A 26108-nucleotide genomic window follows, 5' to 3' on the forward strand; every position below is an offset into this window, starting at 1 on the left:
TCCCGCTGAACGACGTCAGGCCGGCGTGAACATCGGCAGCGGCGGGCCGCCATCGGTCGGCTTGAAGACCACCGTCACCGCCTGTTCGCACTTCAGCTTGTCGAAGTCGCAGTCGACGATGTTGGTCAGCATGCGCGGACCTTCGGCCAGGGTGACGTAGCCGATCGCGTAGGGCACCGGCGCGCGGCGCATCACGCTGTAGGAATAGATCGTGCCCTTGCCCGACGCCTCGACCCATTCGGTCTTGTCGCTGAAGCAGAACGGGCAGATCGTGCGCGGATAGTGGTGCGCCTGGCCGCAGCTCGTGCACTTGCGCACCAGCAGCTTGCCCTTGCCGGCGGCGTCCCAGTAGGCCTGCGTCTCTTCGCTGATGGCGGGAGGCGGCAGCTTGCGTTCCTTGGTGTCGGCCATGGTCTACTCTCTCTCCAGAATGACGGTCGCGCTGCCGTGGCGCAGGCCGAGCGAGCCGCCCGTGCCGTGCGCGATCGCCAGATCGCAGTTCTTCACCTGCACCTTCGGGTGCGCCTCGCCGCGCAACTGGCGCACGGCCTCCAGCACCTTGGTGAGGCCGCCACGGTTGGCGGGATGGTTGCTGCACAGGCCGCCGCCATCGGTGTTGAACGGCAGCTTGCCGGTGCCCGAGATCAGGTTTCCATCGGCCACGAAGGCGCCGCCCTTGCCCTTCTCGCAGAAGCCGAGATCCTCGAGCTGCATCAGCACCGTGATGGTGAAGCTGTCGTAGATCGAGGCGTACTTCATGTCGGAAGGCTTGACGCCGGCTTCGGCGAAGGCGGCCGCGCCGGTGAAACGCGCGCCCGAGTAGGTGAGATCGACCTTTCCACCCATCTGCGTCTTGATGAACTCCGACGAGCCCAGCAGCTTGACCTTCGGCCGCTTGAGCTTGGCCGCGATCTCCGGTGCCACGACGACGATGGCGCCGCCGCCGTCGGTGATGACGCAGCAGTCGAGCCGGTGCAGCGGATCGGAGATCATCGGCGAGTTCACGACCTCCTCGACCGTGACCACGTCCTTCAGTAGCGCATGCGGATTGTATTGCGCGTGATGCGAGGCCGCGACCTTGATCCAGGCGAGCTGCTCGGAGGTCGTGCCGAACTCGTACATGTGACGCATGGCGCAGTTGGCGTACATGTTCACGACCGTCGGGCCGTAGGGGAATTCGAACGGGTCATCGGGGGTCGGCGTGCCGCCGCGGCTGCGCGGCACGGTGCCGGTCGCCATGCCCTCGGCGCGCGGCCGGCCAGCCAGGGTGATCAGGGCCACCTTGCACTTGCCCGCGGCGATCGCTTCGGCAGCGTGGCCGACATGCAGCACGTAGGACGAGCCGCCGGTGTCGGTCGAATCGACGTGACGGACCTTGAGGCCCATGTACTCGACCATGGACATCGGCCCGAGGCCCGGTGCGTCGCCGGCGCAGAAATAGCCGTCGACATCGTCCTTGGTGAGACCCGCATCCTCGAGCGCGCCCTTGGCACACTGCGCGTGGATCTGCGCGAGCGAGATATCCTTCGCGAGTCGCGTCGGATGCTCGTAAATTCCGGCAATATAGGCCTTGCCCTTGATGCTCATCGGCGAGCCATCCCCCTGGTCAATTGTGCAGCGCACATGGTGGGGGATCGGAGCCTCACAGGAAAGTGCGCACTTTCGCAGCGAAGAACGATGCTAGGCTCTGCGAAACGACCGGGGAGCCACGTCACATGATCTTCCGTCTTCTTTTCGCAACCCTGGCGGCGGTCTTTGCGGTTGCGGGCGCCGTACAGGCCCAGGGTAAGGCCGAGCTTCTCTGGTACAGCCAGGCCGCCTTCAAGCTCACGACCCAGAGCGGCAAGGTCATCATGATCGACCCCTGGATCATGGGCGCCACCCGGATCCCGCCGGAACTGAAGGATCTCGACAAGATCGGCAAGGTCGACCTGATCCTGGTGACCCATGGCCACGGCGACCATCTCGGCGACGCGATGGAGATCTCGAAGAGGAACAATGCGCCCATCTGGGCGCCGGCCGGCCTCAACCAGACCCTGGCGACGCTCGGCCTGATGCCGGCGAATCTCGTGCCGCGCATGAGCAAAGGCGGCACCATCGAGCCCTTCCCTGGCGTGAAGATCACCATGGTCCACGCCGACCATTCCTCGGAAATGATCCTGAAGGACCCGGCAACCGGCAAGGACACGAGTTTCGCTGCGGGAGAGCCCTGCGGCTTCATCATCGAGCTCGAGGACGGCTTCAAGATCTACCACATGGGCGACACCGGCCTGTTCGGCGACATGAAGCTGATCGGCGAATACTACAAGCCCGACCTGGTCCTGATTCCGATCGGCGGCCACTATGTGATGGATCCGAAGGCCGCCGCCTATGCCACCAAGGAGCTGATCAAACCCAAGATGGCCTGGCCGATGCACTATGCCAGCAACCCGTTCCTCAGGGGCACGCCCGCGCAATACAAGGCGGCGATGGGCCAGACCTCGATCGAGGTGATCGACGCCGAGCCGGGCACCAAGAAGCAATTCTAGTGCTGGGGGCGCGCCACTCCAGTGGCGCGATCATCAGGCAAAAGAAAGACGCGCCACTGGAGTGGCGCGCCCCCAGCAATGACTAGTCACCCGCGACGTCGCGCGCGCCGGGCGTGCGGTTTCGGAACTCCTCGGGGGCTTCGCGGCCGGCGTCTGTGAAGGCCTTTTTCACCGCGGCGACGTTGGGTCCGAAGATGCCCTTGCGGTTGTCCTTGGCCCACTGGTTCGAGTTGACGATCGTGTCGAGCGAGCCCTGGAAGCGCGGCATCACATAGCGCGCGAACAGCTCGTAGGAGCGCAAGATCTGCTCCCGCGTCGCCCATTCGTGGGCGCGGAACAGGACGCCGCCGAAGCCGCCATTGGAAAAGCCCAGCAGGCGCTCGATGCCCTTGGCCACCGTGTCCGGGCTGCCGACCAGGGTCGTACCCATCTTCACGCCGTCGCGCAGTGGATCGTCGGCGCGGCCCGGCGGGCGGCCCAGCGTATCCTCGAAATAGGTCACGGTCTCGCGGCGCTCGCCGGCATGGACCTCGCGCAGCGCCTGCTCGTCATCCTCGGTCACGTGGCAGTTCACTACCACGCGCCACTTGGAACGGTCGGCGGTCTTACCGTGCTTGGCGGCGGTCTCCTCGTAGATGCCCCACTGCTTGCCGAGCATCTCCGGCCCGCCGGGGATGCCGGCGCCGATCGACAGTACGCCGAGCCCGTGCTTGCCGGCGGCGATCATGCCGGAGGGCGTGATGGTGCTGGCGCAGGCGATGGGGAAATGCGGGTAGCTGTAGGGCGCGAGGTGCAGCCGGGCCTCCTTCAGCTCGAACCAGTCGGTCTTCATGGTGACCGGCTCCTTGCATTCGAGCAGGCGCATGATTGCCTCCAGCGCCTCCTCCATGCGCGGCCGCTGGGTCGAGGGGTCGATGCCCATCATGTAGGCATCCGACGGCAGCGCACCGGGCCCGCAGCCCAGCATGGTACGGCCGCGCGACATGTGGTCGAGCTGCACGAAGCGGTTCGCGACCATCAGCGGATGGTGATAGGGCAGGCTGGTGACGCCGGAGCCAAGGCGAATGTAGCGCGTGCGCTCGATCGCGGCGCCGATGAAGACTTCCGGCGACGCGATGGTCTCCCAGCCGGCGGAATGATGCTCGCCGATCCAGGCTTCGTCGTAGCCCAGCTCGTCGATCCACTCGATCAGCTCCATGTCGCGCGCCATCGCGAGAGTGGGATTCTCGCCGACGCGATGGAACGGCGCCAGGAAGATGCCGAACGTTAGTCCCTTGTGATTACCGGTCTGTGCCATTGAAGTCCTCCGTCACCCGCGACGGTAGCATGCACGCGACGTTGACCGCAGCACCGGCTTGCGCAGATCATCGATCGATGACCGAGGCCTCTTCTCTCCCGCTCGCACGTTTCAAAATCGTCGAAGTGAACGACGCAAACGTGCCATTCTGCCTGCGTTTGGCGACGTCGCTTGCCGCAAAGATCGCCGCCGATCTCGGCGCCGACGTGCTCAAGCTCGAACCACCGGGAGGCGATCCGGTCCGGCGCGCGCCACCCTTGCTGCCGCAGGGCGAAAGCGCGCTCTTTCATTTTCTCAACACGTCGAAGCGGTCTCTGGCGCTCGATCTGTCGAGCGAGGCCGGTCGCGCCACGCTCGCCAATCTGGTCGACGGCGCCGACGCCGTGCTGTTCGAGGAGACGGCTTCCGTTGCGGCGATATTGCGCGCGGGCAAGGCGACGCCGATCGAGATCGCCGCCTTCCCGATCGAGATGGATGCGGCGCAACGTCCGGTCAGCGAACTGGTGATCCAGGCGCTGGGCGGGCTGATGCATATGGTCGGTGAGCCGGCGCGCAAACCGCTCAAGCTCGGCGGTCATCAGGCTTCGTATCCCGCCGGGCTCACCGCCTTCACCGGACTCATGTCAGCCCTCGCCGCGCGGGACACAGGACGCCGGGCGCCTCCGGTACGCGTGTCGCTCGCCGAGGTCATGCAGTGGGTGAACTGGAAGGCGGCATCCGGCGCTGCCGCGTCGGGCACCTCGCCCGGCCGAGAGGGCAGGAACTCGGAGTTCCAGGTCCTGCCTTGCCGCGACGGTCATGTCGCCGTCGTCTACACCTTGACGCAGTGGCCGGCGACGCGCGCCCTGGTCGGCGATCCCCGGCTCGACGATCCGAAATTCAGCACGCGCGCCGGCCGTCGCCAGAACATCGCCGAACTCTATGCGGCGCTCGCGCCGTGGTTCACCGACAAGACCCGCGAGGAAATCCAGAAGGTCGCGCAGGCCAGGGGCGTGCCCTTCGGTCCGATCTTCTCGCCCGCCGAACTGCTGCAGACCGAGCAGTATGTCGCGCGTGGCTTCCTGGCCGACATGGCTCATCCCACCGAGGGCACGCTGCGCCTGCCGCAATTGCCCGTCCAATGGAACGGCCGCTCCTTCGCGCCACGGCCCGCGCCTGCCCTCTCTCCTCCCCATTCAAATGGGGTGGTGCCCTCGTCGCACGAGGGCGGAGGGGTCAGGAACGGCCGCTCGCAATTCATGCCCCCTCCGTCGCGGAAGACCGCCACACCTCCCCATTTGAACGAGGAGGAGAGGAGGAGTGGTGATCGTCCCCTCGCCGGCGTGCGCGTACTCGATTTCGGTCTGCTCACGGCCGGCGCGAACACCTCGGCCATGCTGGCCGATCTCGGGGCCGACGTGATCAAGATCGAGTCCGGGGCCTATCTCGATCCCTTCCGCGTCATCGGCAAGATCGACAATGATGAGGGCTGGTGGAACCGCTCGCCGCAGTTCCGCTTCACCAACCGCAACAAGCGCGGGCTGACGCTGAACCTCAAGGATCCCGAGGGCCAGCGCGTGATCCGCGAGCTGGCCGCGAAGTGCGATATCGTGGTCGAGAACTTCCGCCGCGGCGTGCTCGACCGCGCCGGCCTCGGCTACAAGGATCTGAGCGCCCTCAATCCGCGTCTGGTGTTCGCCGCCATCTCCAGCCAGGGCGATACGGGACCGGAGCGTATGAACGTGTCGTTCGGCAGCACGCTCGACGCGACCTCGGGCATCGCCTCGCTCACCGGTTACGAGGGCGAGGAGCCGCGCATCTCCGGCATGGACGTGAACTATCCCGACCAGATCGTCTCGTTGTTCGCCACCGGCATCGTCATCGCGGCCGTCACGGAAGCGCGCCGCACCGGCCAGGGCGCCTTCCTGGATTTTTCCCAGCGCGAAGTCGCCTCGTTCACCCTGGGCGAGGAGATCCTCGCGGCTTCGGCCGATCCGAACCATCGGCTGGCGCCACGCGGCAATACCGAAGCGGGCGTGGCGCAGCAGAATTCCTATCAATGCGGCGACGGCAAATGGCTGGCCGTGACCCTCGACACAGCTGATCCGTCGATGGCGACCTTCTGCGCCGGCAAGGACCGCGACGCTGCACTGAATGCACTGCTGGCCAAAGGCATTGCCGTAGCGCCCTGCCTCGACGGCAACGACCTGCTGCGCGACACCGCGCTCCAGGGCGTCACGCTGGTGCGCGACGAGAAGGGCGGCCTCGTGAAGGGACTGCCCTACCGGCTCGACGGTGAAGGCCTCGTCATCGAGCGGCCGGCGCCGGATCTCGGCCAGCACACCGATGAGGTGCTGCGCGAACTCCTGGGCTACGACGATGCCCGCCTGAAGCAATTGAACGACAGCGGCGTGACCTCGACCACGCCCACCATCGGAGAGGTTTGAGCCATGCCGCGCGCCGAAGTGCACAAGTTGATGGAGCGCATGGCGATCCCCGCCATCGCCGCCCCGATGTTCCTGGTTTCCAATCCCGCTCTGACGCTGGCGTGCTGCGGCGAGGGTCTGATGGGCAGCTTCCCCGCCCATGGCACGCGCAGCCGCGAGGAGTTCCAGGCCTGGCTCGACGAGATGGTCGAGGGCATGAAGCGGCTGGAGGATGCCGGCAAGAAGCCGGCGCCCTGGGCCGTGAACCTCGTCGTCCATGCCTCGAACCCGCGCTACCAGGGCGACCTCGAACTGGTCGAGAAGTACAAGGTGCCCGTGGTGCTCACCTCGAAGGGCGCGCCGGGCGATGCCATCAAACGCATCCATGGCTGGGGCGCCGTCGCCCTGCACGACATCGCCAACCGGCGTCATGCCGAAAAGGCGCTGGAAGCCGGCGTCGATGGCGTGATCGCGGTCGCGGGCGGCGCCGGCGGCCATACCGGCACGATCAATCCCTTTGCGCTGATGAACGAAGTGCGCCAGCTCGGGGACAGCTTCGCCGTCGTGCTGGCCGGCGGCCAGACGACCGGCCGCGACGTGCTGGCGGCCGAGGCGATGGGCGCCGACCTCGCCTATATTGGCACGCGCTTCATCGCCACCCAGGAGGCGATGGCCGCACAGGCGCACAAGGACATGATCCTCGCCACACGTGCCACGGACGTGTTCCTCACCGCCTCGGTCGACGGTGCCCCGGCAAACTGGCTGACACCGAGCCTGCTCGCGGCCGGCATCGACCTCGACGTGCTACGCACGACCCTGCCCGGCAAGATCGTCGGCGCCCAGGAGAACAAGAAGCGCTGGAAGGACATCTACACGGCCGGCCACGGCGTCGGGAACATCGACGACGTGCCGACTGCGGCGGATCTCGTCCGGCGCCTCGTCAGCCAATACCGCGAGGCGAAGTCTGAAATGGCACGCGCTCTCACCGGCCGCGCCGCAGCGTAGACGATGGGCGCCCCCCTGCTCTAGGTTTCGGCTCCAGAGTTTCGAGGGGGTATCCGCGTGAAGACAAAGGCAGCCGTCTGTTTCGAGGCCGGCAAGAACCTCGAGATCGAGACCGTCGATCTCGAAGGGCCGAAGTTCGGCGAGGTCCTGGTCGAGATCAAGGCGTCGGGGGTCTGCCACACCGACGAGTTCACACGCTCCGGCGGCGATCCCGAGGGCCTGTTCCCGGTGATCTTCGGCCATGAGGGCGCGGGTGTCGTGGTCGATGTCGGACCGGGCATCGTGTCGCTGAAGAAGGGCGACCACGTGATCCCGCTCTACACGCCGGAATGCCGCCAGTGCAAATCCTGCGTGTCGGGCAAGACCAACCTCTGCACATCGATCCGCGCCACCCAGGGCCAGGGCGTGATGCCCGATGGCACCTCGCGATTCTCGATCAAGGGCAAGAAGATCCATCACTACATGGGCTGCTCGACCTTCTCGAACTACACGGTGCTGCCGGAGATCGCGCTGGCGAAGATTCGCCCCGACGCACCGTTCGACAAGGTCTGCTACATCGGCTGTGGTGTCACGACCGGCATCGGCGCCGTCATCAACACCGCCAAGGTCGAGGCCGGCGCCAATGTCGTGGTGTTCGGTCTCGGCGGCATCGGCCTCAACGTGCTGCAGGGCGCGCGCATGGTCGGCGCCAACATGATCGTCGGCGTAGATCTCAACCCGGCCCGCGAGGCGCTCGGTCGCCAGTTCGGCATGACGCACTTCGTCAATCCGAAGGACCTCGGCGACAAGGACCTGGTCGCGCATCTGGTCGAGCTGACCGACGGCGGCGCGGATTACAGTTTCGAATGCGTCGGCAGCACCAAGCTGATGCGCCAGGCGCTGGAATGCTGTCATCGCGGCTGGGGCAAGTCGGTCATCATCGGTGTCGCCGGCGCCGGCCAGGAGATCGCCACGCGCCCGTTCCAGCTCGTCACCGGCCGCACCTGGATGGGCACCGCCTTCGGTGGCGCCAAGGGCCGCCGAGACGTGCCGAAGATCGTCGACTGGTACATGGACGGGAAGATCGACATCGATTCGCTGATCACCCACACGATGCCGGTCGAGAAGATCAACGACGCGTTCGACCTGATGCACAAGGGCGAGTCGATCCGCAGCGTCGTCACGTTCTGATCGTTCCCTTCCAGCTGCGCATTCCGGAGGAAGCCACGCCATGACCGTGCGAAAGCTGGGCGGAGCCACCATCGAGAAGGTCGAGGAAATCTGCGGTCCGGGTTTCAAGCCCGGCCGCATGTTTCCCCGGTTCGACCAGGAGGCCTTCGACGCCCAGAAGGGCTGGATGGTGCCGGAGCACGTGCAGGAGGGCAGCGACCGGCTGATCGGCTCGGTCCACACCTGGATCGTGAAAACGCCCCGGCACACGATCCTGATCGACACCTGTCTCGGCAATCACAAGCAGCGCCACAATGCCGGCTGGAACAACCTCGACACGCCGTTCCTCAACCGGCTCGAGGCCTGTGGCTGCCCCGCGGAGTCCGTCGACTTCGTGATGTGCACCCATCTGCACGTCGACCATGTCGGCTGGAACACCAAGCTTGAGAACGGCCGCTGGGTGCCGACCTTCCCCAATGCGAAATACCTGTTCGCCAAGCGCGAGTACGCGCACTGGGAGAGCGAGCGAAAGGCGCAGGGCGAAGGCAAGGTGAACGACGGCTCGTTCGACGATTCGGTGCTGCCGATCGTCGAGGCCGGCAGGGCGGTGATGATCGAGAGCGACCACCAGCCCGATCCGCTCCTCACCATAAAAGACTATCCCGGGCACACGCCGGGTTCGGTCGCGATCAACCTGAAAGATCAGGGAAAGCAGGCCTGCTTCTCGGGCGACATCATGCATCACCCGATTCAGGTCTATCACCCCGACTGGTCGAGCCAGTTCTGCTGGGACCAGGCGATGTCGGCCATCTCGCGCCGCAAGCTTCTCGAGGACTGCGTCGAGAGCAATGCCCTCCTCTGCCCCGCACACTTTCCCGGCGCCAATGCGGGCTACGTCAAGCCCGAAGGCAACTCCTTCCGTATCGAGTGGGATCGATGACCCGACGCTTGGCTGGGGGCGCGCCACTCCAGTGGCGCGATCATCTCGGGAACCAGCAAAGACGCGCGACTGGAGTGGCGCGCCCCCAGCAGGACGCATCATGAAGCTCGAACCGCTGCTCACCGGCCTCACCTTCGGCGAAGGTCCGCGCTGGCACGACGACCGGCTCTATTTCTCCGACTTCTATGTCCACCAGGTGCGGACCGTCGACGAGAGCGGCAAGACCGAGACGATCGTCGAAGTGCCCGGACAGCCCTCCGGGCTGGGCTGGCGTCCCGACGGCACGATGCTGATCGTCAGCATGACCGACCGCCGGCTGATGCGCTTTGCGGGCGGCAAGCTCGGCGTCGAGGCCGAGTTGGGCGCGATCGCGACCGGCCTGTGCAACGACATGATCGTCGATGCCAAAGGCCGCGCCTATATCGGCAATTTCGGCTTCGACCGTCACGCCGGCGAGAAGCCGCGTCCCGCCGTGTTGGCCCGCGTCGATCCCGACGGCTCCGTCCATGCCGCCGCCGACGACTTGATGTTTCCTAACGGCACCGTCATCGCGCCCGACGGCAAGACGATGATCATCGGCGAGACCTTCGCCAAGCGGCTCACGGCGTTCGACATCGGCGAGGACGGCACCTTGTCCAACCGGCGCGTCTGGGCCGAGACGCCGACCTGTAACCCCGACGGCATATGCCTCGATGCCGAGGGCGGCATCTGGGTCACCGGCGCCTTCACCCATCATATGATCCGCGTGCTCGAAGGCGGCAGGGTCACCCACGACCTCGATCTCGGCGAACGCGCGGCCTATGCCTGCATGCTGGGCGGCCGCGACCGCCGCACCCTGTTCGTCGTGACCAACAGCGGCAGCGGACCGGCCATCGCCGGGAAGAAGGACGGCCGCATCGAGACGATGCGGGTCGACGTGCCGGGCGCCGGCCTGCCCTAGGAGGAATTCATGAAGGGTCCCGAGGACGATGCCGGTCTGGCCGGCAAGGTGGCGATCATTTCTGGCGGCGGCGCGGCCGGGGACGGTATCGGCAACGGCCGCGCAGCGGCGATCCTGCTGGCTCGCGCCGGTACCCACGTGCTGGTGGCCGACCGCGACCTCAAGCTCGCGGAGCGCACGGTCGAGATGATCAAGGCCGAGGGGGGCCTGCATGCCGCGGCCCATGCCGGCGACATGACGCAGGAGGCCGAGTGCAAGCGGCTGGTCGACGCCGCCGTCGACCGATGGGGCCGGCTCGATTTCCTCGACAACAATATCGGCATCGGCAGCCGTGGCTCGGTCGTCGAGGAAAAGCCCGAGGACTATCGCCGCGTGATGCAGGTGAACGTCGAGACGATGTTCCTGCTCTCCAAGCATGCGATCCCGGCGATGATCAAGACGGCCAAGGGCGGCGCGATCGTGAACATCTCGTCGATCTCCGCGCTGCGGCCGCGCGGCCTCACGACCTACACGACCTCGAAGGCCGCCGTGATCGGCCTCAGCCAGGCGATGGCGGTCGACCACGGCCGCGACAATATCCGCGTGAACTGCATCTGCCCCGGCCCGGTCTACACACCGATGGTCTATGCCCGCGGCAACGGCATGAGCGAGGCCGCGCGCGCCCAGCGCGCCAGGGCCTCCGTCCTCAAGACCGAGGGCACGGGCTGGGACGTCGGGCACGCCGTGCGCTTCCTGCTGAGCAATCATGCCCGCTACATCACCGGCCAGGTCCTCGTCGTCGACGGCGGTGTGACCCTGCAGGGGCCGGAACGCGATTCACAAGATCACTGAAGCAACGAACCAGTAAGGGAGAAACAACCAAGATGGCCCGCCTGCCCTATCTCGAGCCCGACCAGGTCGCGCCCGAGTATCGCGACATGCTCAAGCGCAACACCAACCTGCACAAGCTTCTGGTCAACTCGCCCGACATGGCGCGGGCCTTCAGCGGGCTGGGCGGCTACATCCGGTTCAAGAGCAAGCTCGATCCCCGGCTGCGCGAGCTGGCCATCCTGCAGGTCGGCTGGCTGGAGAAGTCGGAATACGAATTCACCCACCATGTGAAGATCGGCAAGGAATTCGGCGTCACCGACGAGGACATAAAGGGCCTGATCGCCGAGACCGAGGGGAAGCCCTCCCAGCTCGAACCGCTCGCCAAGGTGATCCTAAGAGGCGCGCGCGAGATGGTGAAGGACCTCGCGATGTCCGACGCGACCTTTGCGGAGATCAAGAAGGACCTGTCCGACGAGCACATGACCGACCTCGTGCTCACCATCGCCTTCTACTGCGCCGTCGTCCGCGTGCTCGCCACCATGCAGATCGACAACGAGCCGCAGTACAAGGAAGTACTGAAGCAGTATCCGATCCCGGGAGTGAAGTGATGCGCCTGAAAGATCGAGTCGCCATCGTCGTCGGCGCCGGCCAAAGCCCGGGCGAAGGCATGGGCAACGGTCGCGCCACCGCCCTCACCTTCGCGCGCGAAGGCGCCAAGGTCGTCTGCGTGGATCACAATCTCGACTCGGCGAAGGAAACCGTCGAGATGATCGGCGTCAACCAGGGCACCGCGGCCGCCTTCAAGGCCGACGTGACCAGCAACGCCGACCTCAAGGCGATGGTCGACGACGCGCACGCCCGCTGGGGCCGCATCGACATCCTGCACAACAATGTCGGCGTCTCGCTGTCCGGCGGCGACGCGGAGCTGCTCGACATCACCAGCGAGGCCTTCGACCGCTGCGTGGCGATCAACCTGAAGAGCTGCATCTTTGCCGCCAAGTACGTGCTGCCGATCATGCGCGAGCAGCAGAGCGGCGTGATCATCAACATCTCGTCGATGGCGGTCATCACCACCTATCCCTACGTCGCCTACAAGGCGACCAAGTCGGCGATGGTGTCATTCACCGAGCAGCTCGCCTACCAGAACGCGCAATACGGCATCCGCGCCAACGTCATCCTGCCCGGCCTGATGAACACGCCGATGGCTGTCGACACGCGGGCGCGCACGTTCAACAAGAGCCGCGCCGAGGTCGAGGCCGAGCGCGATTCCAAGGTGCCGCTGCGCAAGAAGATGGGAACCGGCTGGGACGTCGCCAATGCCGCCCTCTTCCTCGCGTCGGACGAGGCGAGCTTCATCACCGGCGTGACCCTGCCGGTCGATGGCGGCGCCAGCGTGCGGCGCGGCTAGGGCACGATCCTTGCGTCGGTTGATGCCATGAACCGACTTGCCGGCAAGACCGCCCTCATCACCGGTGCCTCCTCGGGCATCGGCCGTGCCATTGCCAAGAAGTTCCAGGCGGAAGGGGCGACCCTCCTGCTGATGGACATCACGGAGACGGTGGTCGAAGGCGGCGAGCCGACACACAGGATCCTGAACGTGCCCTTCTTTCAGGGCGACGTGTCGAAAGAGGCAGACGTCGAGGAGGCGGTGCGCCGGGCGGCGCTGCCGACAGGCCGGCTCGACATCGTGGTCAACGACGCCGCTATCCGTTCGGCGAAGAAGCTCACCGACACCAGCCTCGAGGAATGGAACCGGGTGATGGAGGTGAACGTCACCGGCGTGTTCCTGATGTGCCGCGCCGCAGTGCGCCGGATGCTGACGCAGGAGATCCGCAACGAGGCGCGCGGGCGCATCGTCAACATCTCCTCGCAGCACGGCATGATCTCCTCGCCCGAGGATTTCTCCTACGGCGTCTCGAAGTCGGCCGTCGTCTACATCACGCGCCAGATCGCCTCCGACTACGGCCGCGACAGCATCATCTGCAACGCCGTAGCGCCGGGCAAAATCCTGACCGGCAAGACCGGCCGTGCGATCGAGCCGCGCTTCATTGACTATTCCCATGCCCGCACGCCGCTGCCGCGCCTCGGACGTTCCGAGGATGTGGCCAATGCGGCCCTTTTCCTGGCCTCCGACGAAGCGACCTTCATCACCGGCGAGAACTTGATGGTCGACGGCGGCTGGATGGCGAACTGACCGGCAGCAGGCCGGCGAGCACCTGAAGGAAGGCGTGCACGAGACGCGCCTTCTGACGTTCCTTGAGATGCACGACATGGGCGTAGGTATAGATCTCGGCATCCGCGATCGGCAGCTTCCGGATGCGCGGATCGGGGATGAACTCCGCCTCCGACACCACGCCCATGCCGATCCCCTTGGCCACGGCCTCGCGGATCGATTCGCGGCTGCCGATCTCCATCACGACCTTGGGCCGTACATCGGCCTCCCGCATCGCCTGGTCGAAGGCGCGGCGCGTCGTCGATCCCGCCTCACGCACGATCAGCCGCTGCCCCTCCATGTCGCGCGCGCGGATGCTGCGGCGCTGCGCGAAAGGATGATCGATGGGACAAAAGGCGATCACCCGGTGGCGGCGATAGGGAATGGCGACCAGCCGCGGATCGGGATCGACATGGGCCAGGACCGCCACGTCGGTCCGGTAGTCCAGAAGATCGCGTAGCGTGTCGCGCGAATTGCCGACGGTGACCGAGACATAGAGGCCGGGATGGCGCGCGTTGAAGGCCGCCAGCATGTCGGTGACATGATAGGGACCGACAGCGCCCACGCGCAGGTGACCGGTCTTGAGGCCGCGCGTTTCGTTGAGATAGTCGGCCGCTTCCTTCTCATCGGCAAAGAGCCGGCGCGTGATGTCGAGAAGTCCGCCGCCGGTCTCGGTGAGTTCGATGCGCCGGCCGCGGCGCACGAACAGTTCGACGCCGAATTCCTGCTCCAGCGACTTCACCTGCGTGGTGATGGTGGGCTGGCTCACGCCCAGCTCGCGCGCGGCAGCCGTGAAGCTCAACCGCTGCGCAACCGCGTGGAAGGAGCGGAGCTGCGTATGCCTCATATTGATTTTCTCAATGCCAATTCAAGAATGTTTGAATTGGTTAAATGTGAGAGCCGGCCGGAAGATTGTCAAAAGGACGACAAGTCCAAGCCAATGAGCCAGGGGAGTAACGCGCGGATGTGGCGCTACCGGAATCCGGTCGACGTGAAGTTCGGCGCCGGCGTCTTCGAGACGCTGGGCAAGGTGCTGGCGGGCCGGCCCTATTGCCTCGTGACCTACGACGACGCCAATGGCGGCGGTGTCTTCGCCGATCTCGCCCGTCGGGTCGTCGCCCAGGCCGGCGCGCCGGCGGTGACTGTGAGCAACATCGGCCCCAACCCCGATTTCGTGGGACTCACCCAGTCCTGCCGCACCTATGCGACGGCCCCACGGCCCGTCGAGGCCATCGTGGCGCTGGGCGGCGGCTCGGTGATGGATGCCGCCAAGGTCCTGGCGGCGGCATCGGGAGACTTCGAGACGGTGCGGCGCCACCTTGTGAGCGGCAATGACGGCGAGGCGCTGGGCTGCACGCCGATCATCGCCATTCCCACGACGGCGGGCACCGGCAGCGAGGTCACTTCCTGGGCCACCGTGTGGGACACCGGTGCGATGAAGAAGTACTCGCTGGCGCGCGAGACGCTCTATCCCGAGGTGGCGCTGGTGGACCCGCTGCTGACGCTCGGCCTGCCGCGCGCCATCACGATCAGCACCGGCCTCGATGCGCTCAGCCACGCGCTGGAGAGCATCTGGAACGTCAATGCCAACCCGGTGTCGGGTTCGCTCGCCGAGGTCGCCGCACGCGAGGTGATCGAGGCCTTGCCATTGCTGGCCGACGATCTGCGCAACGAGGCGCTGCGCACGCGGCTGGCGCGCGCCAGCCTGTTCGCCGGTCTCGCCTTCTCCAACACGCGCACCGCGCTCGCCCATTCGCTGTCCTATCACCTCACCCTACACCACGGCGTCCCGCACGGCATCGCCTGCTCGTTCAGCCTGCCCATGGTGATGCGCGCCGTCGCGGGCTGTGACGCCGCCTGCGATGCCTCGCTGCGGCGCATCTTCGGCAACGACCTGCTGGCGGGTGCCGCACGTCTCGAAACCTTCCTCAAGAACCTCGGCATCTCGCCCGACGCCACCGCACACGGGATCGCCGCCCGCGACTGGGCGCGCCTCGTCGACGACGCTCTGGCAGGCGACCGCGGACGCAACTTCATCGGACGCCGGGAGGCGCTGCTGGCCGAAATGGCCGCTTAGTCAGTCAAAGAAAAGAAAACCACGGAGGAAACAAAAATGACCAGGATGACGCGTCGCGATTTCGGGCTTTTGACCGCCGGCTCGCTGCTGGCCGGCGGGACACTCGGCACCTGGGGCGCGGCTCACGCCCAGGCCCAGCAGGTGCTCAAGGTCGGACTGATCCCCTCCGAGGATTCGCGGGCGATGCTGGCCCAAAGCAAGGATATCCTCGACGCGGTCGAGAAGAATTCCGGGATGAAGGTCCAGGGCTTCGTCGCCACCGACTATAACGGCGTCATCGAGGCGCTGCGCGCCAAGCACCTCGACATCGCCTATCTCGGGCCGTTTTCCTACGTGCTGGCCACCACCGTGACGCCGGTCGAGGCCTTCGCCATCGCCGAGACCGCCAAGGCCGGCCGCACCTACTATCACTCCAAGATCATCGCCCTGAAGTCGAGCGGCATCAAAACCCTCGACGATCTCAAGGGCAAGAACTTCGCCTTCGTCGATCCCGCCTCGACCTCGGGCTATGCCTTCCCACTGGCGGGCCTGCTCAAGGCCGGCATTGAGCCCAAGCGCGACTTCAAGACCGTGCTGTTCACCGGCGCGCATGACGCCAATGCGTTGGCCGTCGCCAACGGCAAGGTCGATGCCGCGACCATCGCCGACCGCATCCTCGATGCCGCCATTGCCAAGGGCCACATCAAGGCCGACCAGATCCAGGTCGTGTGGGAATCGCCGCCGATCCCGGAATCGCCGATGGTGTGGCGCAAGGACCTGTCGCCCGAGACGAAGGCCAAGGTGAAGGCCGCCTTCCTGTCGATCAAGGACCTCAACTGGTCCGACCAGGGCAAGCTGAACGGCTTCAAGGAAACCAACGACCAGGCCTACGACATCGTTCGCGAGACAGCCAAGCTCGCGAACATCGATCTCAAGAAGCAGAAGTAGCCCAGGCCCACACCAGGGAGATCGAGCGATGATCGAAATCCGCGGCCTCGCCAAGTCCTATGGCGACCACCAGGCGCTGCACGATGTCAGCCTCTCGATCCGGCCCGGCGAGTTCGTCGTCGTGCTGGGACCGTCGGGCGCCGGCAAATCGACCTTGCTGCGCTGTATCAACCGGCTGATCGAGCCGACCGCCGGCGACATCGTGGTCGACGGCACGCCGCTGTCGTCCAACCGCCGCGACCTGCGCCTGCTCCGGCGCAACGTCGCCATGATCTTCCAGCAGCACAATCTGGTGAAGCGCCTCAGCGTGCTGAAAAACGTGCTGGTCGGCCGCATGGCCGACCTCTCGCCGATCCTCAGCAGCCTGCAGCTTTTCCCCGAGGCCGATGTGAAGATTGCTCTGCATTGTCTCGAGCAGGTCGCGATGTCCCACAAGGCCCGCAATCGCGCCGATGCGCTGTCGGGTGGCGAGCAGCAGCGGGTCGGCATCGCCCGCGCGCTGGCGCAGCAGCCCAAGTTCATGCTGGCCGACGAACCGGTGGCGAGCCTCGATCCCAAGACCTCGCGCACCGTGCTGAATTACCTGAAGAAGAGCTGCAAGGAATCCAACATTGCGGTCCTCTGCAATCTCCACCAGATCGACTATGCGCTGGAGTTCGCCGAGAGGGTCGTCGGCCTCTCGGCCGGACGCGTTGTCTATGACGGTGCGCCGGCCGGTGTGAGCGGCGACGTCATCCGCAGCATCTATCCCGGCCTCGACGATCCCAACGTGCTCGATGCCGCCCAGCGTCTCACCGAGCGCCGCCGTGCCGCGGCGGAGGCGGAAACCGCTCTCGCTCTCGAAGGGAGGGCCTGAAAGTGTCCCTGCAATTCGTCGTCAACAAGCCGCGCGGTCCGCTCGGCTGGTGGATCATGGTCCCGATCCTGGGTGTCACCGTCGCTACCCTCTGGTGGTCGGCCGTCGGTACCCGTCTCAGCATAGGCGGCTTCATCGACGGGCTGCCGTGGATCGGCGACTTCATCGGCCGCATGCTGCCGCCCAACTTCGCCTTCATGCAGAAGCTGGTGCAGCCCGCCATCGAGACCGTGCAGATCGCGCTGTGGGGTACCCTGCTCGGCATCGTGCTGGCCCTGCCGGTCTGCTTCTTCGCCGCGCGAAATCTCTCGCCCTATGCCTGGGTGTTCCACGGGCTGCGTCAGGTGTTGAACGTGATGCGCGGCATCAACGAGATCATCCTGGCGCTGATCTTCGTTGCCGCCGTGGGCCTCGGCCCCTTCGCCGGCGTGCTCGCCATAGCGCTGCACGGCGCCGGCATGCTGGGCAAGTTCTTCGCCGAGGCGATCGAAGAGATCGACGAGGGTCCGCTCGATGCCTTGCGCGCGGCCGGCGCAGGCACCCTGCAGCGCATCGTGTTCGGCGTGTTGCCACAAGTCCTGCCGGCCTGGATCGGCGTTGTGCTCTATCGCTTCGAGACCAACATCCGCGTCTCGACGGTGCTGGGCATGGTGGGCGCGGGCGGCATCGGTTTCGAGCTGATCAGTTCGATGAAGCTGTTCGCCTACGAGGATACGGCGTCCTGCGTCATCGTCATCCTGATCCTCGTACTCGCCGCCGACCTGATGTCGTCGAAACTGCGTGCCATGATCCGATAGAACAAATCCGCCAGCCGGACGGGCGCCCTCGACGCCGGACCTCCATCACGCCATCCTCTCTGCAATTGGGTTTGGGAGGACTAAGTTCATGCGTTTATCGGTCGGATTTCTCGGTGTCGTGGCGGCGCTCGGCCTGTCGGCCGCGCCTGCGCTCGCGCAGAAGAGCGGCGGCACCCTCAAGATGTATATCGCGGACAATCCGCCCAGCACCTCGATCCACGAGGAAGCGACGACCTCCACCGTCGTGCCCTTCATGGGGCTCTACAACAACCTCGTCGTCTTTGATCAGCAGATCCCGCAGAACAGCCTGGAGTCGATCCGTCCGGATCTGGCCGAAAGCTGGGCGTGGAGCGAGGACGGCAAGAAGCTGACCTTCAAGCTGGTGGGCAATGCCAAGTGGCATGACGGCAAGCCCTTCACATCCGCCGACGTGAAGTGCACCTGGGACATGCTGACGGGCAAAAGCGAGACCCAGAAGCTGCGCAAGAATCCGCGCATTTCCTGGTACTGGAACCTCCAGGAAGTCACGACCAACGGCGACCGCGAGGTGACCTTCCATCTCGGCCAGCCGCAGCCTTCGCTGCTGATCCTGCTCGCCTCGGGCTACAGCCCCGTCTATTCCTGCCACGTGCCGACGGCGCAGATGCGCACCAAGCCGATCGGCACCGGTCCCTTCAAGCTCGGCGAATTCAAGCAGAAGGAAATCGTGAAGCTCGTCCGCAATCCGGACTACTTCAAGAAGGGCAAGCCCTATCTCGACGGCATCGAGATGCCGATCGTGCCGGCGCGGGGCACCGCCATGCTGGGCTTCGTCTCCGGCCGCTACGACCTGACGTCGCCCTACGCCGTCACCATCCCGCTGCTCAAGGACATCAAGGCGCAGGCCTCCAACGCCGTCTGCGAGGTCGCGCCGATGAACAACAGCACCAACCTGATCGTCAACAGCGAAGCGCCGCCGTTCAACAATGCCGACATCCGTCGCGCCATGCTGCTCACCATCGACCGCAAGGCGTTCATCGAGATCCTCGCCCAGGGCGCCGGAGAAGCTGGCGGCGTCATGGAGCCGGCGCCCGGCGGCGTCTGGGGAATGCCGAAGGAGATGTTCGACACGGTGAAGGGCTACGGGCCCGACGTCGCCAAGAACCGCGTCGAAGCGCAGGCCCTGATGAAGAAGGCGGGCTACGGCCCCGACAACAGGCTGAAGCTCAAGGTCTCGACCCGCAATCACCTGCTCTATCGCGACCCGGCGGTGATCCTGATCGACCAGCTCAAGGAGATCTACATCGACGGCGAACTCGACCTCGTCGACACCGCCCTGTGGTTCAACAAGGTCGCGCGCAAGGACTACTCGGTCGGCCTCAACACGACCGGCAACGGCGTCGACGATCCGGACCAGACCTACTTCGAGCACTATGCTTGCAAGTCGGAGCGCAACTATGTCGGCTACTGCAATCCCGAGATCGAGAAGCTGTTCCCGATCCAGTCGGCCGAGCGCGACATCGAAAAGCGCAAGAAGCTCGTCTGGGAAATCGACAAGCAGATCCTCGAGGAAGGCTTCCGCCCGATCATCATGTGGAACGCCTCGGGAACCTGCTGGCATCCCCACGTGAAGGGCTACCGTCCGATGGTGAACAGCCTCTACAACGGCTCGCGCTTCGAGGATGTCTGGCTCGACAAGTAGCCGACGGAGCGAAAGCTGCAACACTGCCGAAAGCCGCGCCCCGTTGCGCGGCTTTCGCGCGATGGGGCCTGACAGTGCCGCGGCCTTGAGAGTACTGTCGAGACTAACAGAGCGAGCAACGCCGCCCCATAGAATCCCGGGAGGGACATACATGAAATCATCATCACGCCAGGTTCTGACGCGTCGGCACGCCCTGACGGGCACGCTGCTCCTCGGCTCGACAATGCTCGCAACGGGCAAGGCGATGGCGGCAGAGTGGCCCGAGCGGCCGATCCGCATGATCATTCCGTTCGCGGCGGGCGCCGGCGCCGACATCGTCGGCCGCACCTTCGGTGAGGAACTGGCGAAGGCGCTGGGCCAACCGGTCGTCATCGACAACAAGGGCGGCGCCGGCGGACTTCTCGGCACCGCCGAGGGCGCGCGGGCGCCGGCCGACGGCTACACGCTGCTGCTCACCTCGCAGGGCGCGACGGTCTTCAACATGGGTCTCTACAAATCGCCGGGGTACGATCCGCTGAAGGATCTCATTCCGATCTCGACGACCGGCATCCTCACCAACGTCATGGTCGTCTCGACCGCCAACCCGGCCAACACCGTCGCCGACGTGATCGCGCAGGCGCGTGCCAAGCCGGGGGAACTCACCTACGGGTCGAGCGGCGTCGGGAGCAGCCTGCACATGTCGGGCGTAATCACCGAACAGCGCACCGGCGTGAAGCTTCAGCACGTGCCCTATCGCGGCGCGCCGGCCGCCGTCCTCGCGGTGGTGAACGGCGAAGTGACGATGGGCTTCTTCAACGCACCGACCGTGGTGGGCCAGATCAAGGCCGGCAAGCTGAAGGCGCTGGCCGTGACCACCAAGGACCGTTCAAAGATCCTGCCCGACGTGCCGACCATGATGGAGGCGGGCCTGCCCGACTTCGTGGTCGCGACCTGGCTGGGCTTCGCGGTGCCGACCGGCACGCCCGCGCCGATCGTTTCACGCCTCAATGCCGAGATCGGCCGCATCGCCCAGATGCCGCAGGTGAAGGAGAAGCTTCTGGTCCAGGGCTTCGAGGTGCTGCCGCCCGACACGCCGGCTCAAGCCCGCAAGCTGATCGAAGACGATCAGGCGCTGTGGCTTCCGATCATCAAGCAGTCGGGCGCGACGGCGGAGTAGAGAGGCCGACAACGGCCCACTACTTGTCATCCTGAGCGCAGCGAAGGATCTAACGTCGGCTGTGGAGTACTTTGTTTGCTCCGCTAGGTCCTTCGCTGCGCTCAGGACGACAGTGAGGCTGGCCTGAGCTAGTCAGTAGCCGCCAACTTCGTGCGCGGGGAGCCGGCGATCTCCTGGATAAGCTTCTTCGTCATCGACCGGCCGAAGTCTCCGTGGCTCTCGGCCACGATCGTGAAGGCGCCGGGGCCGCCGATGACATTGTCCTGAAAGTACTTCTCCAGACCGCCCGGCGGATTGGTGTGCTCGGGGCGGAACGCCTCCTCGATCGGCGTCAGGATCACCAGCGCGTTGATCGTGACGTTCTTCGCCACGGCATCGTCGCGCGCATCGGTGACCAGGCGACCGGCGATGTTGTTGCCGTCACCCGACACGTCGATCACCCGGCGATCCGAGACGAAGGGCGCCCGCTCGAACTGTCCCACCGCGAAGTCGATGGCGGCGCTGATCGAGGTGCTGCCGGCAAAGGAGCGCGGCGTCTCGATCAGCTTGTCGCCGAAAGTGCGCGCCGAGGCGCCGTCACCGATCACCATCCAGTCGATCACGACGTTCTGCATATTGGCGGATGCCCATTCGACGAAGCAGACCGCAATGCGCCGGTTGGGGCCCGACGTGATGGCCCGCACCACGTCGGGATGGGTGATGGCGGCGGCGGCGCCTTCGCGCTGAAGCCTGAACTTGGGATCGGTCACGCTGCGCGACACGTCGGCGGCCAGCACCAGCAGCATGTCGACGGGCTCCGCCGCCCGTACCGACGGGGCGAGGAGCAGCAGTACGGTACCCAGCAGCGCAACAATCCGCTTCATCGCACGCGACCCTCGCTCACCCGGTTCGTCCGAGTATAGGACGGCCCCGCCCATCCGCGAGCCGATCCGGCGGCTTTCGACAAGAGGCCCCCGATAGCGGCGGGGCCTGCAGAAAATCCTTCCGCCAATCGTCAAAGATACGCGACATTCTGCTATTGCGAATTATTTGCGACTCTGGCTATTCATGCTGCACCGCACTATATTCCGTCTCTGCCGGTGACAGGCCGGACCGTTGCGTAGGAGCGTTTGCGTGAGCGCGTTGAGAAACGAGACCGTTTTGTCGGTGCATCACTGGACCGACGAGTTGTTCAGCTTCCGGACCACCCGCGACAAGGGGTTCCGCTTCGCCAGCGGCCAGTTCACCATGATCGGCCTCAAGGTCGAGGGTAAGCCGGTGCTGCGGGCCTACTCCATCGCCAGCCCCCATTACGTGGACGAGCTGGAGTTCTTCTCGATCAAGGTGCCCGACGGCAAGCTGACCTCGCACCTCAAGAACCTGATGCCGGGCGATCCCGTGCTGGTCGGCGCCAAGGCCGTCGGCACCCTGTTGCTCGACAGCCTGACCCCTGGCCGCAATCTCTACCTGCTGGGCACCGGCACCGGCCTCGCCCCCTTCCTTTCGATCGTGCGCGATCCGGAAGTCTACGAGCGTTTCGAGAAGGTCATCCTGGTCCATGGCTGCCGCCATGTCCGCGACCTCGCCTACCGCTCGGCCCTGGCCGACGAACTGCCGGCCGACGAGATCCTGGGCGACCTGGTCCGCGACAAGCTGGTCTACTACCCGACCGTGACCCGCGAGCCCTTCAAGTATCGCGGCCGCATCTCGCACCTGATCGAGAACGGCACCCTGGCGAAGGACGTCGGCCTGCCGCCGATGTCGCGCGAGAACGACCGCTTCATGCTCTGTGGCAGCATGCAGATGCTGGCCGACATCCGCGACCTCCTCGAAGGCATGGGCCTTACCGAGGGCAGCACCACCACCCCGGGCGAGTTCGTCGTCGAAAAGGCCTTCGTCGAGTAGAAGGTTCCGCTTCGCGAGCCTCTTCAAGTAGCGTGCGACGGTCGCCGGCGGCTAGGATGTCGGCGACACACGCAGGCCATCAGGCTCGGGAAGAGGATTGCAAGTGACACTACCGCTCGAGGGAGTTCGCGTCATCGAGGTGGGCCAGGCGCTGGCCGGTCCGCTGGCCGGGGTGATCCTGGCCGACATGGGCGCCGACGTGATCAAGATCGAGAAGCCCGATGGGGGCGACGATGCCCGCATCTGGGGCCCTCCGTTCGGCCCCGACGGCAAGACCTCGCTCTACTTCTACTCGCAGAACCGCAACAAGCGCTCGGTCGTGCTCGACCTCAAGCTCGCCGAAGACGTCGACAAGCTGCACAAGCTTTGCGAGACGGCCGACATCCTGATCCAGAACCTGCGGCCCGGCGTGGTCGACGAGGTCGGCATCGGCCCCGAGACGATGCTCGCGCGCCATCCGCGCCTGATCTACTGCTCGATCTGGGCGTTCGGCTATCAGGGACCGCTGCGCATGAAGCCGGCCTTCGATCCGCTGCTGCAGGCCTATGGCGGCATGATGAGCGTGACCGGCCGGCCGGAGGATCCGCCGACCTTCTGCGGCGCCTCGATCAACGACAAGGCGACCGGCATGTTCTGCACCATTGGTGCGCTGGCGGCACTTCGGCTGCGCGACAAGACCGGCAAGGGCTGCCTGGTCGACACCTCGCTCTTCGACTCGGCGGTGCATTGGGTCGAGGGCCAGGTGAACGGCTACATCGCCAACGGCACCGTTTCCCAGCGGCACGGCACCGGCAGTCCGGTAATCGTGCCCTACCAGACCTTCGACACGGCCGACCATCCGATCTGCCTGGCGCCCGGCAACGACCGGCTGTGGGCGCGCTGCGCCAAGGTGCTGGGCCGTGACGAATGGGCGACCGACCCGAAGTTCGCCAAGAGCGCGCAACGGGTCGCCCACAAAGCCGAGCTGCTGCCCATGATCGCCGAGGCGTTGAAGGCCAGGCCGCGCGCCGAATGGCTGGAAGCCATGGAGAAGGCCGGCGTTCCCTGCGCCGCCGTTAACGATATCGGCGAGCTGGCGCGCACCGAGCAGATGGAAGCATCGAAGCTCATCCAGCAACTGCCCGGCGGACCAAAGGTGGTCGGCCTGCCGATCTCGTTCGATCATGTGCGGCCGCATTCGCCGCGCTCGGCGCCAACCTTGGGCGAGCATACCGACGAAGTGCTGGGAAGCCTGTCCAAGTGACCGGCGCCGCCCCGTCTTCCGCCCCAGCTTCCGGAATGGGCCTCGTCGCCCCCTGGCGCATCGGCGTCGACGTGGGCGGCACCTTCACCGACATGGTGCTGCGCGACGCCGCCGGCGCCGTGCGCATCTTCAAGTCGCCCTCGGTTCCGGCCGATCCCAGCGAAGGCGTGCTGGGCGTGCTGCGGCTTGCGGCCAAGCAACTCGATATCACGCTGACCGCACTCCTGCGCGACTGCGCGCTGTTCGTGCACGGCTCGACGGTGGCGACCAACACGATCCTGGAGAAGAAGGGCGCCAAGGTCGGCATGCTGACGACCGAGGGCTTCCGCGATTCGCTGGAGATCCGTCGCGGCATCCGCGAGAATCAGTGGGACCATCGTGCGCCCTTCCCGCAGGTTCTGGTGCCGCGCTACCTGCGGCTCCCGGTGCGCGGCCGCATCGCCGCCGACGGCACCGAGCTGGCGCCGCTGAAGCCTGAAGACGTCGACGCCGCGGCCAGGATCTTCGCGGAAGAAGGCGTCGAGTCGGTCGCGGTATGCCTGTTCAACTCCTTCCTCGATGGCGCGCACGAACGCGCCGTCGGTGGCCAGCTCGCCAAGAGCTGGAACGGCAAATGGGTCTCGCTGTCGAGCGAGGTCATGCCGACCATGGGTGAATACGAGCGCGGCTCGACCGCCGTCGTGAATGCCTATGTGGCGCCCAAGGTGACGAGCTACCTGCGCGCCCTCGACGAACAATTGCGCCAGTTCGGCCTTCCGCGATCGCTGCTGCTGCTGCAGAGCAATGGCGGCGCGGTCTCGGTCGACCAGGTGGCGGCGCGGCCGGTGATGCTGGTTCTCTCCGGCCCCGCGGCCGGTGTCGGCGCGCTCAAGGGATGCGCGGCGCCGGGCGAGAAAGCCAACCTGATCTCGATGGAGATCGGCGGCACGAGCTGCGATGTGATGGTGATGGCGAGCGGCGACGTGCCGGTCACCGACGAACTCACCATCGACGGCTACCATCTCACGACGCCGTCGGTTGAGATCCATACGGTCGGCGCCGGCGGCGGCACGATCGCCTGGGTCGACGATGCGGGCCTTCTTCACGCCGGGCCACAGGGCGCCGGCGCCCGACCCGGCCCCGCAGCCTATGGGCTGGGCGGCGAGAACCCGACCGTTACCGACGCGCAGCTTGTGCTGGGCCGGCTGCGTCCTGGCCCGCTGGCGGGCGGCGCCGTCACGCTCGACGCGGAGCTTGCCCGCAAGGCCATCGAGACCAAGCTCGCCAAACCGCTCGGCCTCTCGGTCGAAGAGGCGGCGGCCGGCGTCATCCGCCTGCTGGAGCAGAACCTGCTGCATGCGGTCGAACGGCTCAGCATCGAGCGTGGCCACAATCCCGCGACCTTCACCCTGGTCGCCGCGGGCGGTGCCGGGCCGATGCACGGCACCGCCGTCGCCCGCGCCCTGGGCAGCCGCCGCGCCCTGCTGCCGCGCGCCGCCGGGGCGTTCTGCGCCATGGGCATGCTGCAGTCCGACGTGCGGCAGGACTACCTGCAGGTCTTCTTGGCCGATCTCGACAAGGTCGAGACAGCCGCGCTGGAGGCAGGCTTTGCCCAGCTCGAAGCGCGCGCGCGCGAGGCGCTGGCGCGGGATGGTTTCGGCGAAGGCGAGGTCGCGATCGAGCGTCAGCTCGACCTGCGCTACGACGGCCAGCAATGGCCGGTGCGCGCGCCGCTTTCTGCATCCGGCTTCGATGCCGCCGCGGCGCGCCAGGCCTTCGAGACCGAGCACCAGCGCCTGTTCGGCCATATCCAGCCGGGCGGCCGCATCGACATCACCGCGCTGAGAGTCGTGGCCCGAGGCCGCCTCGACTGGACACCACCCGCGGCGCGCTCAGCCCAGACCGACACGCCCAAGCCGCGCGAGACCCGCAAGGTCTGGATCGATCCGGCGACCGGCTGGCTCGACGTACCGATCTACGACGGCGCCGACCTGCGCCCCGGCTGTCGCCTCGACGGCCCGCTGCTGGTCGAGGAGCGCACGACGACGGCGTTCGTCGGTCCCCGCGACGTGCTCGAAGTCGACGAGCGCGACGATTTCCTCGTGCATGTCGGCGCCAATGCCACGTAGCTCTCACCCACACCACCTCATCCTGAGGAGCACGCGGCAGGCGTGCGTCTCGAAGGATGGGCAACAGGCAAGGTGCTCGTGCCGACCCTTCGA

Annotated in this window: 24 protein-coding genes; 19 read left to right on the top strand and 5 right to left on the bottom strand. The window is 66.1% G+C overall.

Features of this window, described 5'->3' with window-relative positions; genetic code table 11:
- Positions 1–15 precede the first annotated feature (15 nt).
- Together ACQY78_RS11160 and ACQY78_RS11165 are read right to left on the bottom strand one after the other, a co-directional pair.
- Positions 16–411, bottom strand: a complete 396-nt coding sequence (locus ACQY78_RS11160) for a Zn-ribbon domain-containing OB-fold protein (protein WP_428685579.1) — start codon at positions 409–411, stop codon at positions 16–18.
- A gap of 3 nt (positions 412–414) precedes the next feature.
- Positions 415–1587 carry a thiolase domain-containing protein gene (locus ACQY78_RS11165; RefSeq protein WP_428685581.1) on the bottom strand — a complete coding sequence of 391 codons (1173 nt, stop codon included), beginning with the start codon at positions 1585–1587 and terminating at the stop codon, positions 415–417.
- Between the two features lie 128 nt (positions 1588–1715).
- On the opposite strand from ACQY78_RS11165, the gene ACQY78_RS11170 reads away from it, so the two are divergent.
- On the top strand, positions 1716–2528 hold the full coding sequence (locus ACQY78_RS11170; RefSeq protein ID WP_428685583.1) for a metal-dependent hydrolase: 813 nt from the start codon (positions 1716–1718) through the stop codon (positions 2526–2528).
- Positions 2529–2610: 82 nt separating this feature from the next.
- Here the strand turns inward: ACQY78_RS11170 and ACQY78_RS11175 are convergent, their stop codons facing one another.
- The gene (locus ACQY78_RS11175; protein ID WP_428685585.1) at positions 2611–3825 is read right to left on the bottom strand and encodes an LLM class flavin-dependent oxidoreductase; all 1215 of its coding nucleotides are present in this window, start codon (positions 3823–3825) and stop codon (positions 2611–2613) included.
- A 125-nt stretch (positions 3826–3950) separates the two neighbouring features.
- On the opposite strand from ACQY78_RS11175, the gene ACQY78_RS11180 reads away from it, so the two are divergent.
- The 9 genes from ACQY78_RS11180 (at position 3951) to ACQY78_RS11220 (ending at position 13268) form a co-directional block, all read left to right on the top strand.
- Positions 3951–6251, top strand: a complete 2301-nt coding sequence (locus ACQY78_RS11180; RefSeq protein WP_428685587.1) for a CaiB/BaiF CoA transferase family protein — start codon at positions 3951–3953, stop codon at positions 6249–6251.
- A 3-nt stretch (positions 6252–6254) separates the two neighbouring features.
- Positions 6255–7235, top strand: a complete 981-nt coding sequence (locus tag ACQY78_RS11185) for an NAD(P)H-dependent flavin oxidoreductase (RefSeq protein WP_428685589.1) — start codon at positions 6255–6257, stop codon at positions 7233–7235.
- 57 nt (positions 7236–7292) lie between these two features.
- Positions 7293–8405, top strand: coding sequence for an S-(hydroxymethyl)glutathione dehydrogenase/class III alcohol dehydrogenase (locus tag ACQY78_RS11190; protein WP_428685591.1), 1113 nt, complete (start codon positions 7293–7295; stop codon positions 8403–8405).
- Positions 8406–8445: 40 nt separating this feature from the next.
- The gene (locus tag ACQY78_RS11195; protein ID WP_428685593.1) at positions 8446–9324 is read left to right on the top strand and encodes an MBL fold metallo-hydrolase; all 879 of its coding nucleotides are present in this window, start codon (positions 8446–8448) and stop codon (positions 9322–9324) included.
- Between the two features lie 100 nt (positions 9325–9424).
- A complete protein-coding gene (locus ACQY78_RS11200; RefSeq protein WP_428685595.1) occupies positions 9425–10264 on the top strand; it encodes an SMP-30/gluconolactonase/LRE family protein in 840 nt (279 codons plus the stop codon).
- A 9-nt stretch (positions 10265–10273) separates the two neighbouring features.
- Positions 10274–11095, top strand: a complete 822-nt coding sequence (locus tag ACQY78_RS11205) for an SDR family NAD(P)-dependent oxidoreductase (RefSeq protein ID WP_428685597.1) — start codon at positions 10274–10276, stop codon at positions 11093–11095.
- 32 nt (positions 11096–11127) lie between these two features.
- A complete protein-coding gene (locus tag ACQY78_RS11210) occupies positions 11128–11682 on the top strand; it encodes a carboxymuconolactone decarboxylase family protein (protein ID WP_428685599.1) in 555 nt (184 codons plus the stop codon).
- The gene (locus tag ACQY78_RS11215) at positions 11682–12482 is read left to right on the top strand and encodes an SDR family NAD(P)-dependent oxidoreductase (protein ID WP_428685601.1); all 801 of its coding nucleotides are present in this window, start codon (positions 11682–11684) and stop codon (positions 12480–12482) included. The genes ACQY78_RS11210 and ACQY78_RS11215 overlap by 1 nt, the downstream gene beginning before the upstream one ends.
- 27 nt (positions 12483–12509) lie before the next feature.
- Positions 12510–13268, top strand: coding sequence for an SDR family NAD(P)-dependent oxidoreductase (locus ACQY78_RS11220; RefSeq protein ID WP_428685603.1), 759 nt, complete (start codon positions 12510–12512; stop codon positions 13266–13268).
- Here the strand turns inward: ACQY78_RS11220 and ACQY78_RS11225 are convergent.
- Complete coding sequence (locus ACQY78_RS11225) at positions 13222–14133, bottom strand: LysR substrate-binding domain-containing protein (protein ID WP_428685605.1); 912 nt, start codon at positions 14131–14133, stop codon at positions 13222–13224. The two genes, ACQY78_RS11220 and ACQY78_RS11225, sit on opposite strands and share 47 nt — an antisense overlap.
- Positions 14134–14250: 117 nt before the next feature.
- On the opposite strand from ACQY78_RS11225, the gene psrA reads away from it, so the two are divergent.
- The 6 genes from psrA to ACQY78_RS11255 all read left to right on the top strand — a co-directional run bounded on the left by psrA (position 14251) and on the right by ACQY78_RS11255 (position 20780).
- Complete coding sequence (gene psrA, locus ACQY78_RS11230) at positions 14251–15363, top strand: iron-containing alcohol dehydrogenase PsrA (protein ID WP_428685607.1); 1113 nt, start codon at positions 14251–14253, stop codon at positions 15361–15363.
- Between the two features lie 36 nt (positions 15364–15399).
- Positions 15400–16290, top strand: coding sequence for a phosphonate ABC transporter substrate-binding protein (phnD, locus tag ACQY78_RS11235; protein ID WP_428685609.1), 891 nt, complete (start codon positions 15400–15402; stop codon positions 16288–16290).
- Positions 16291–16318: 28 nt separating this feature from the next.
- Complete coding sequence (phnC, locus tag ACQY78_RS11240; protein ID WP_428685611.1) at positions 16319–17146, top strand: phosphonate ABC transporter ATP-binding protein; 828 nt, start codon at positions 16319–16321, stop codon at positions 17144–17146.
- 2 nt (positions 17147–17148) lie between these two features.
- Positions 17149–17943, top strand: coding sequence for a phosphonate ABC transporter, permease protein PhnE (phnE, locus tag ACQY78_RS11245; protein ID WP_428685613.1), 795 nt, complete (start codon positions 17149–17151; stop codon positions 17941–17943).
- An 88-nt stretch (positions 17944–18031) separates the two neighbouring features.
- Positions 18032–19624 (top strand): ABC transporter substrate-binding protein, encoded by a 1593-nt coding sequence (locus ACQY78_RS11250; protein WP_428685615.1) that lies wholly within the window; start codon positions 18032–18034, stop codon positions 19622–19624.
- A gap of 151 nt (positions 19625–19775) precedes the next feature.
- The gene (locus tag ACQY78_RS11255; protein ID WP_428685617.1) at positions 19776–20780 is read left to right on the top strand and encodes a Bug family tripartite tricarboxylate transporter substrate binding protein; all 1005 of its coding nucleotides are present in this window, start codon (positions 19776–19778) and stop codon (positions 20778–20780) included.
- 128 nt (positions 20781–20908) lie between these two features.
- Here ACQY78_RS11255 and ACQY78_RS11260 read toward each other — a convergent pair whose 3' ends face one another.
- Positions 20909–21643 (bottom strand): DUF1194 domain-containing protein, encoded by a 735-nt coding sequence (locus tag ACQY78_RS11260; RefSeq protein ID WP_428685619.1) that lies wholly within the window; start codon positions 21641–21643, stop codon positions 20909–20911.
- Between the two features lie 250 nt (positions 21644–21893).
- On the opposite strand from ACQY78_RS11260, the gene ACQY78_RS11265 reads away from it, so the two are divergent.
- From ACQY78_RS11265 to ACQY78_RS11275, 3 genes are all read left to right on the top strand, one after another.
- Complete coding sequence (locus tag ACQY78_RS11265; protein ID WP_428685621.1) at positions 21894–22664, top strand: ferredoxin--NADP reductase; 771 nt, start codon at positions 21894–21896, stop codon at positions 22662–22664.
- Positions 22665–22767: 103 nt separating this feature from the next.
- Entirely contained in the window at positions 22768–23907 is a 1140-nt protein-coding gene (locus ACQY78_RS11270; protein WP_428685623.1) for a CaiB/BaiF CoA transferase family protein, read from the top strand.
- 35 nt (positions 23908–23942) lie between these two features.
- Entirely contained in the window at positions 23943–26015 is a 2073-nt protein-coding gene (locus ACQY78_RS11275) for a hydantoinase/oxoprolinase family protein (RefSeq protein ID WP_428685625.1), read from the top strand.
- The last annotated feature ends 93 nt before the right edge of the window (positions 26016–26108 follow it).

The organism is Reyranella sp., from assembly GCF_965279625.1.
Lineage (GTDB): Bacteria > Pseudomonadota > Alphaproteobacteria > Reyranellales > Reyranellaceae > Reyranella.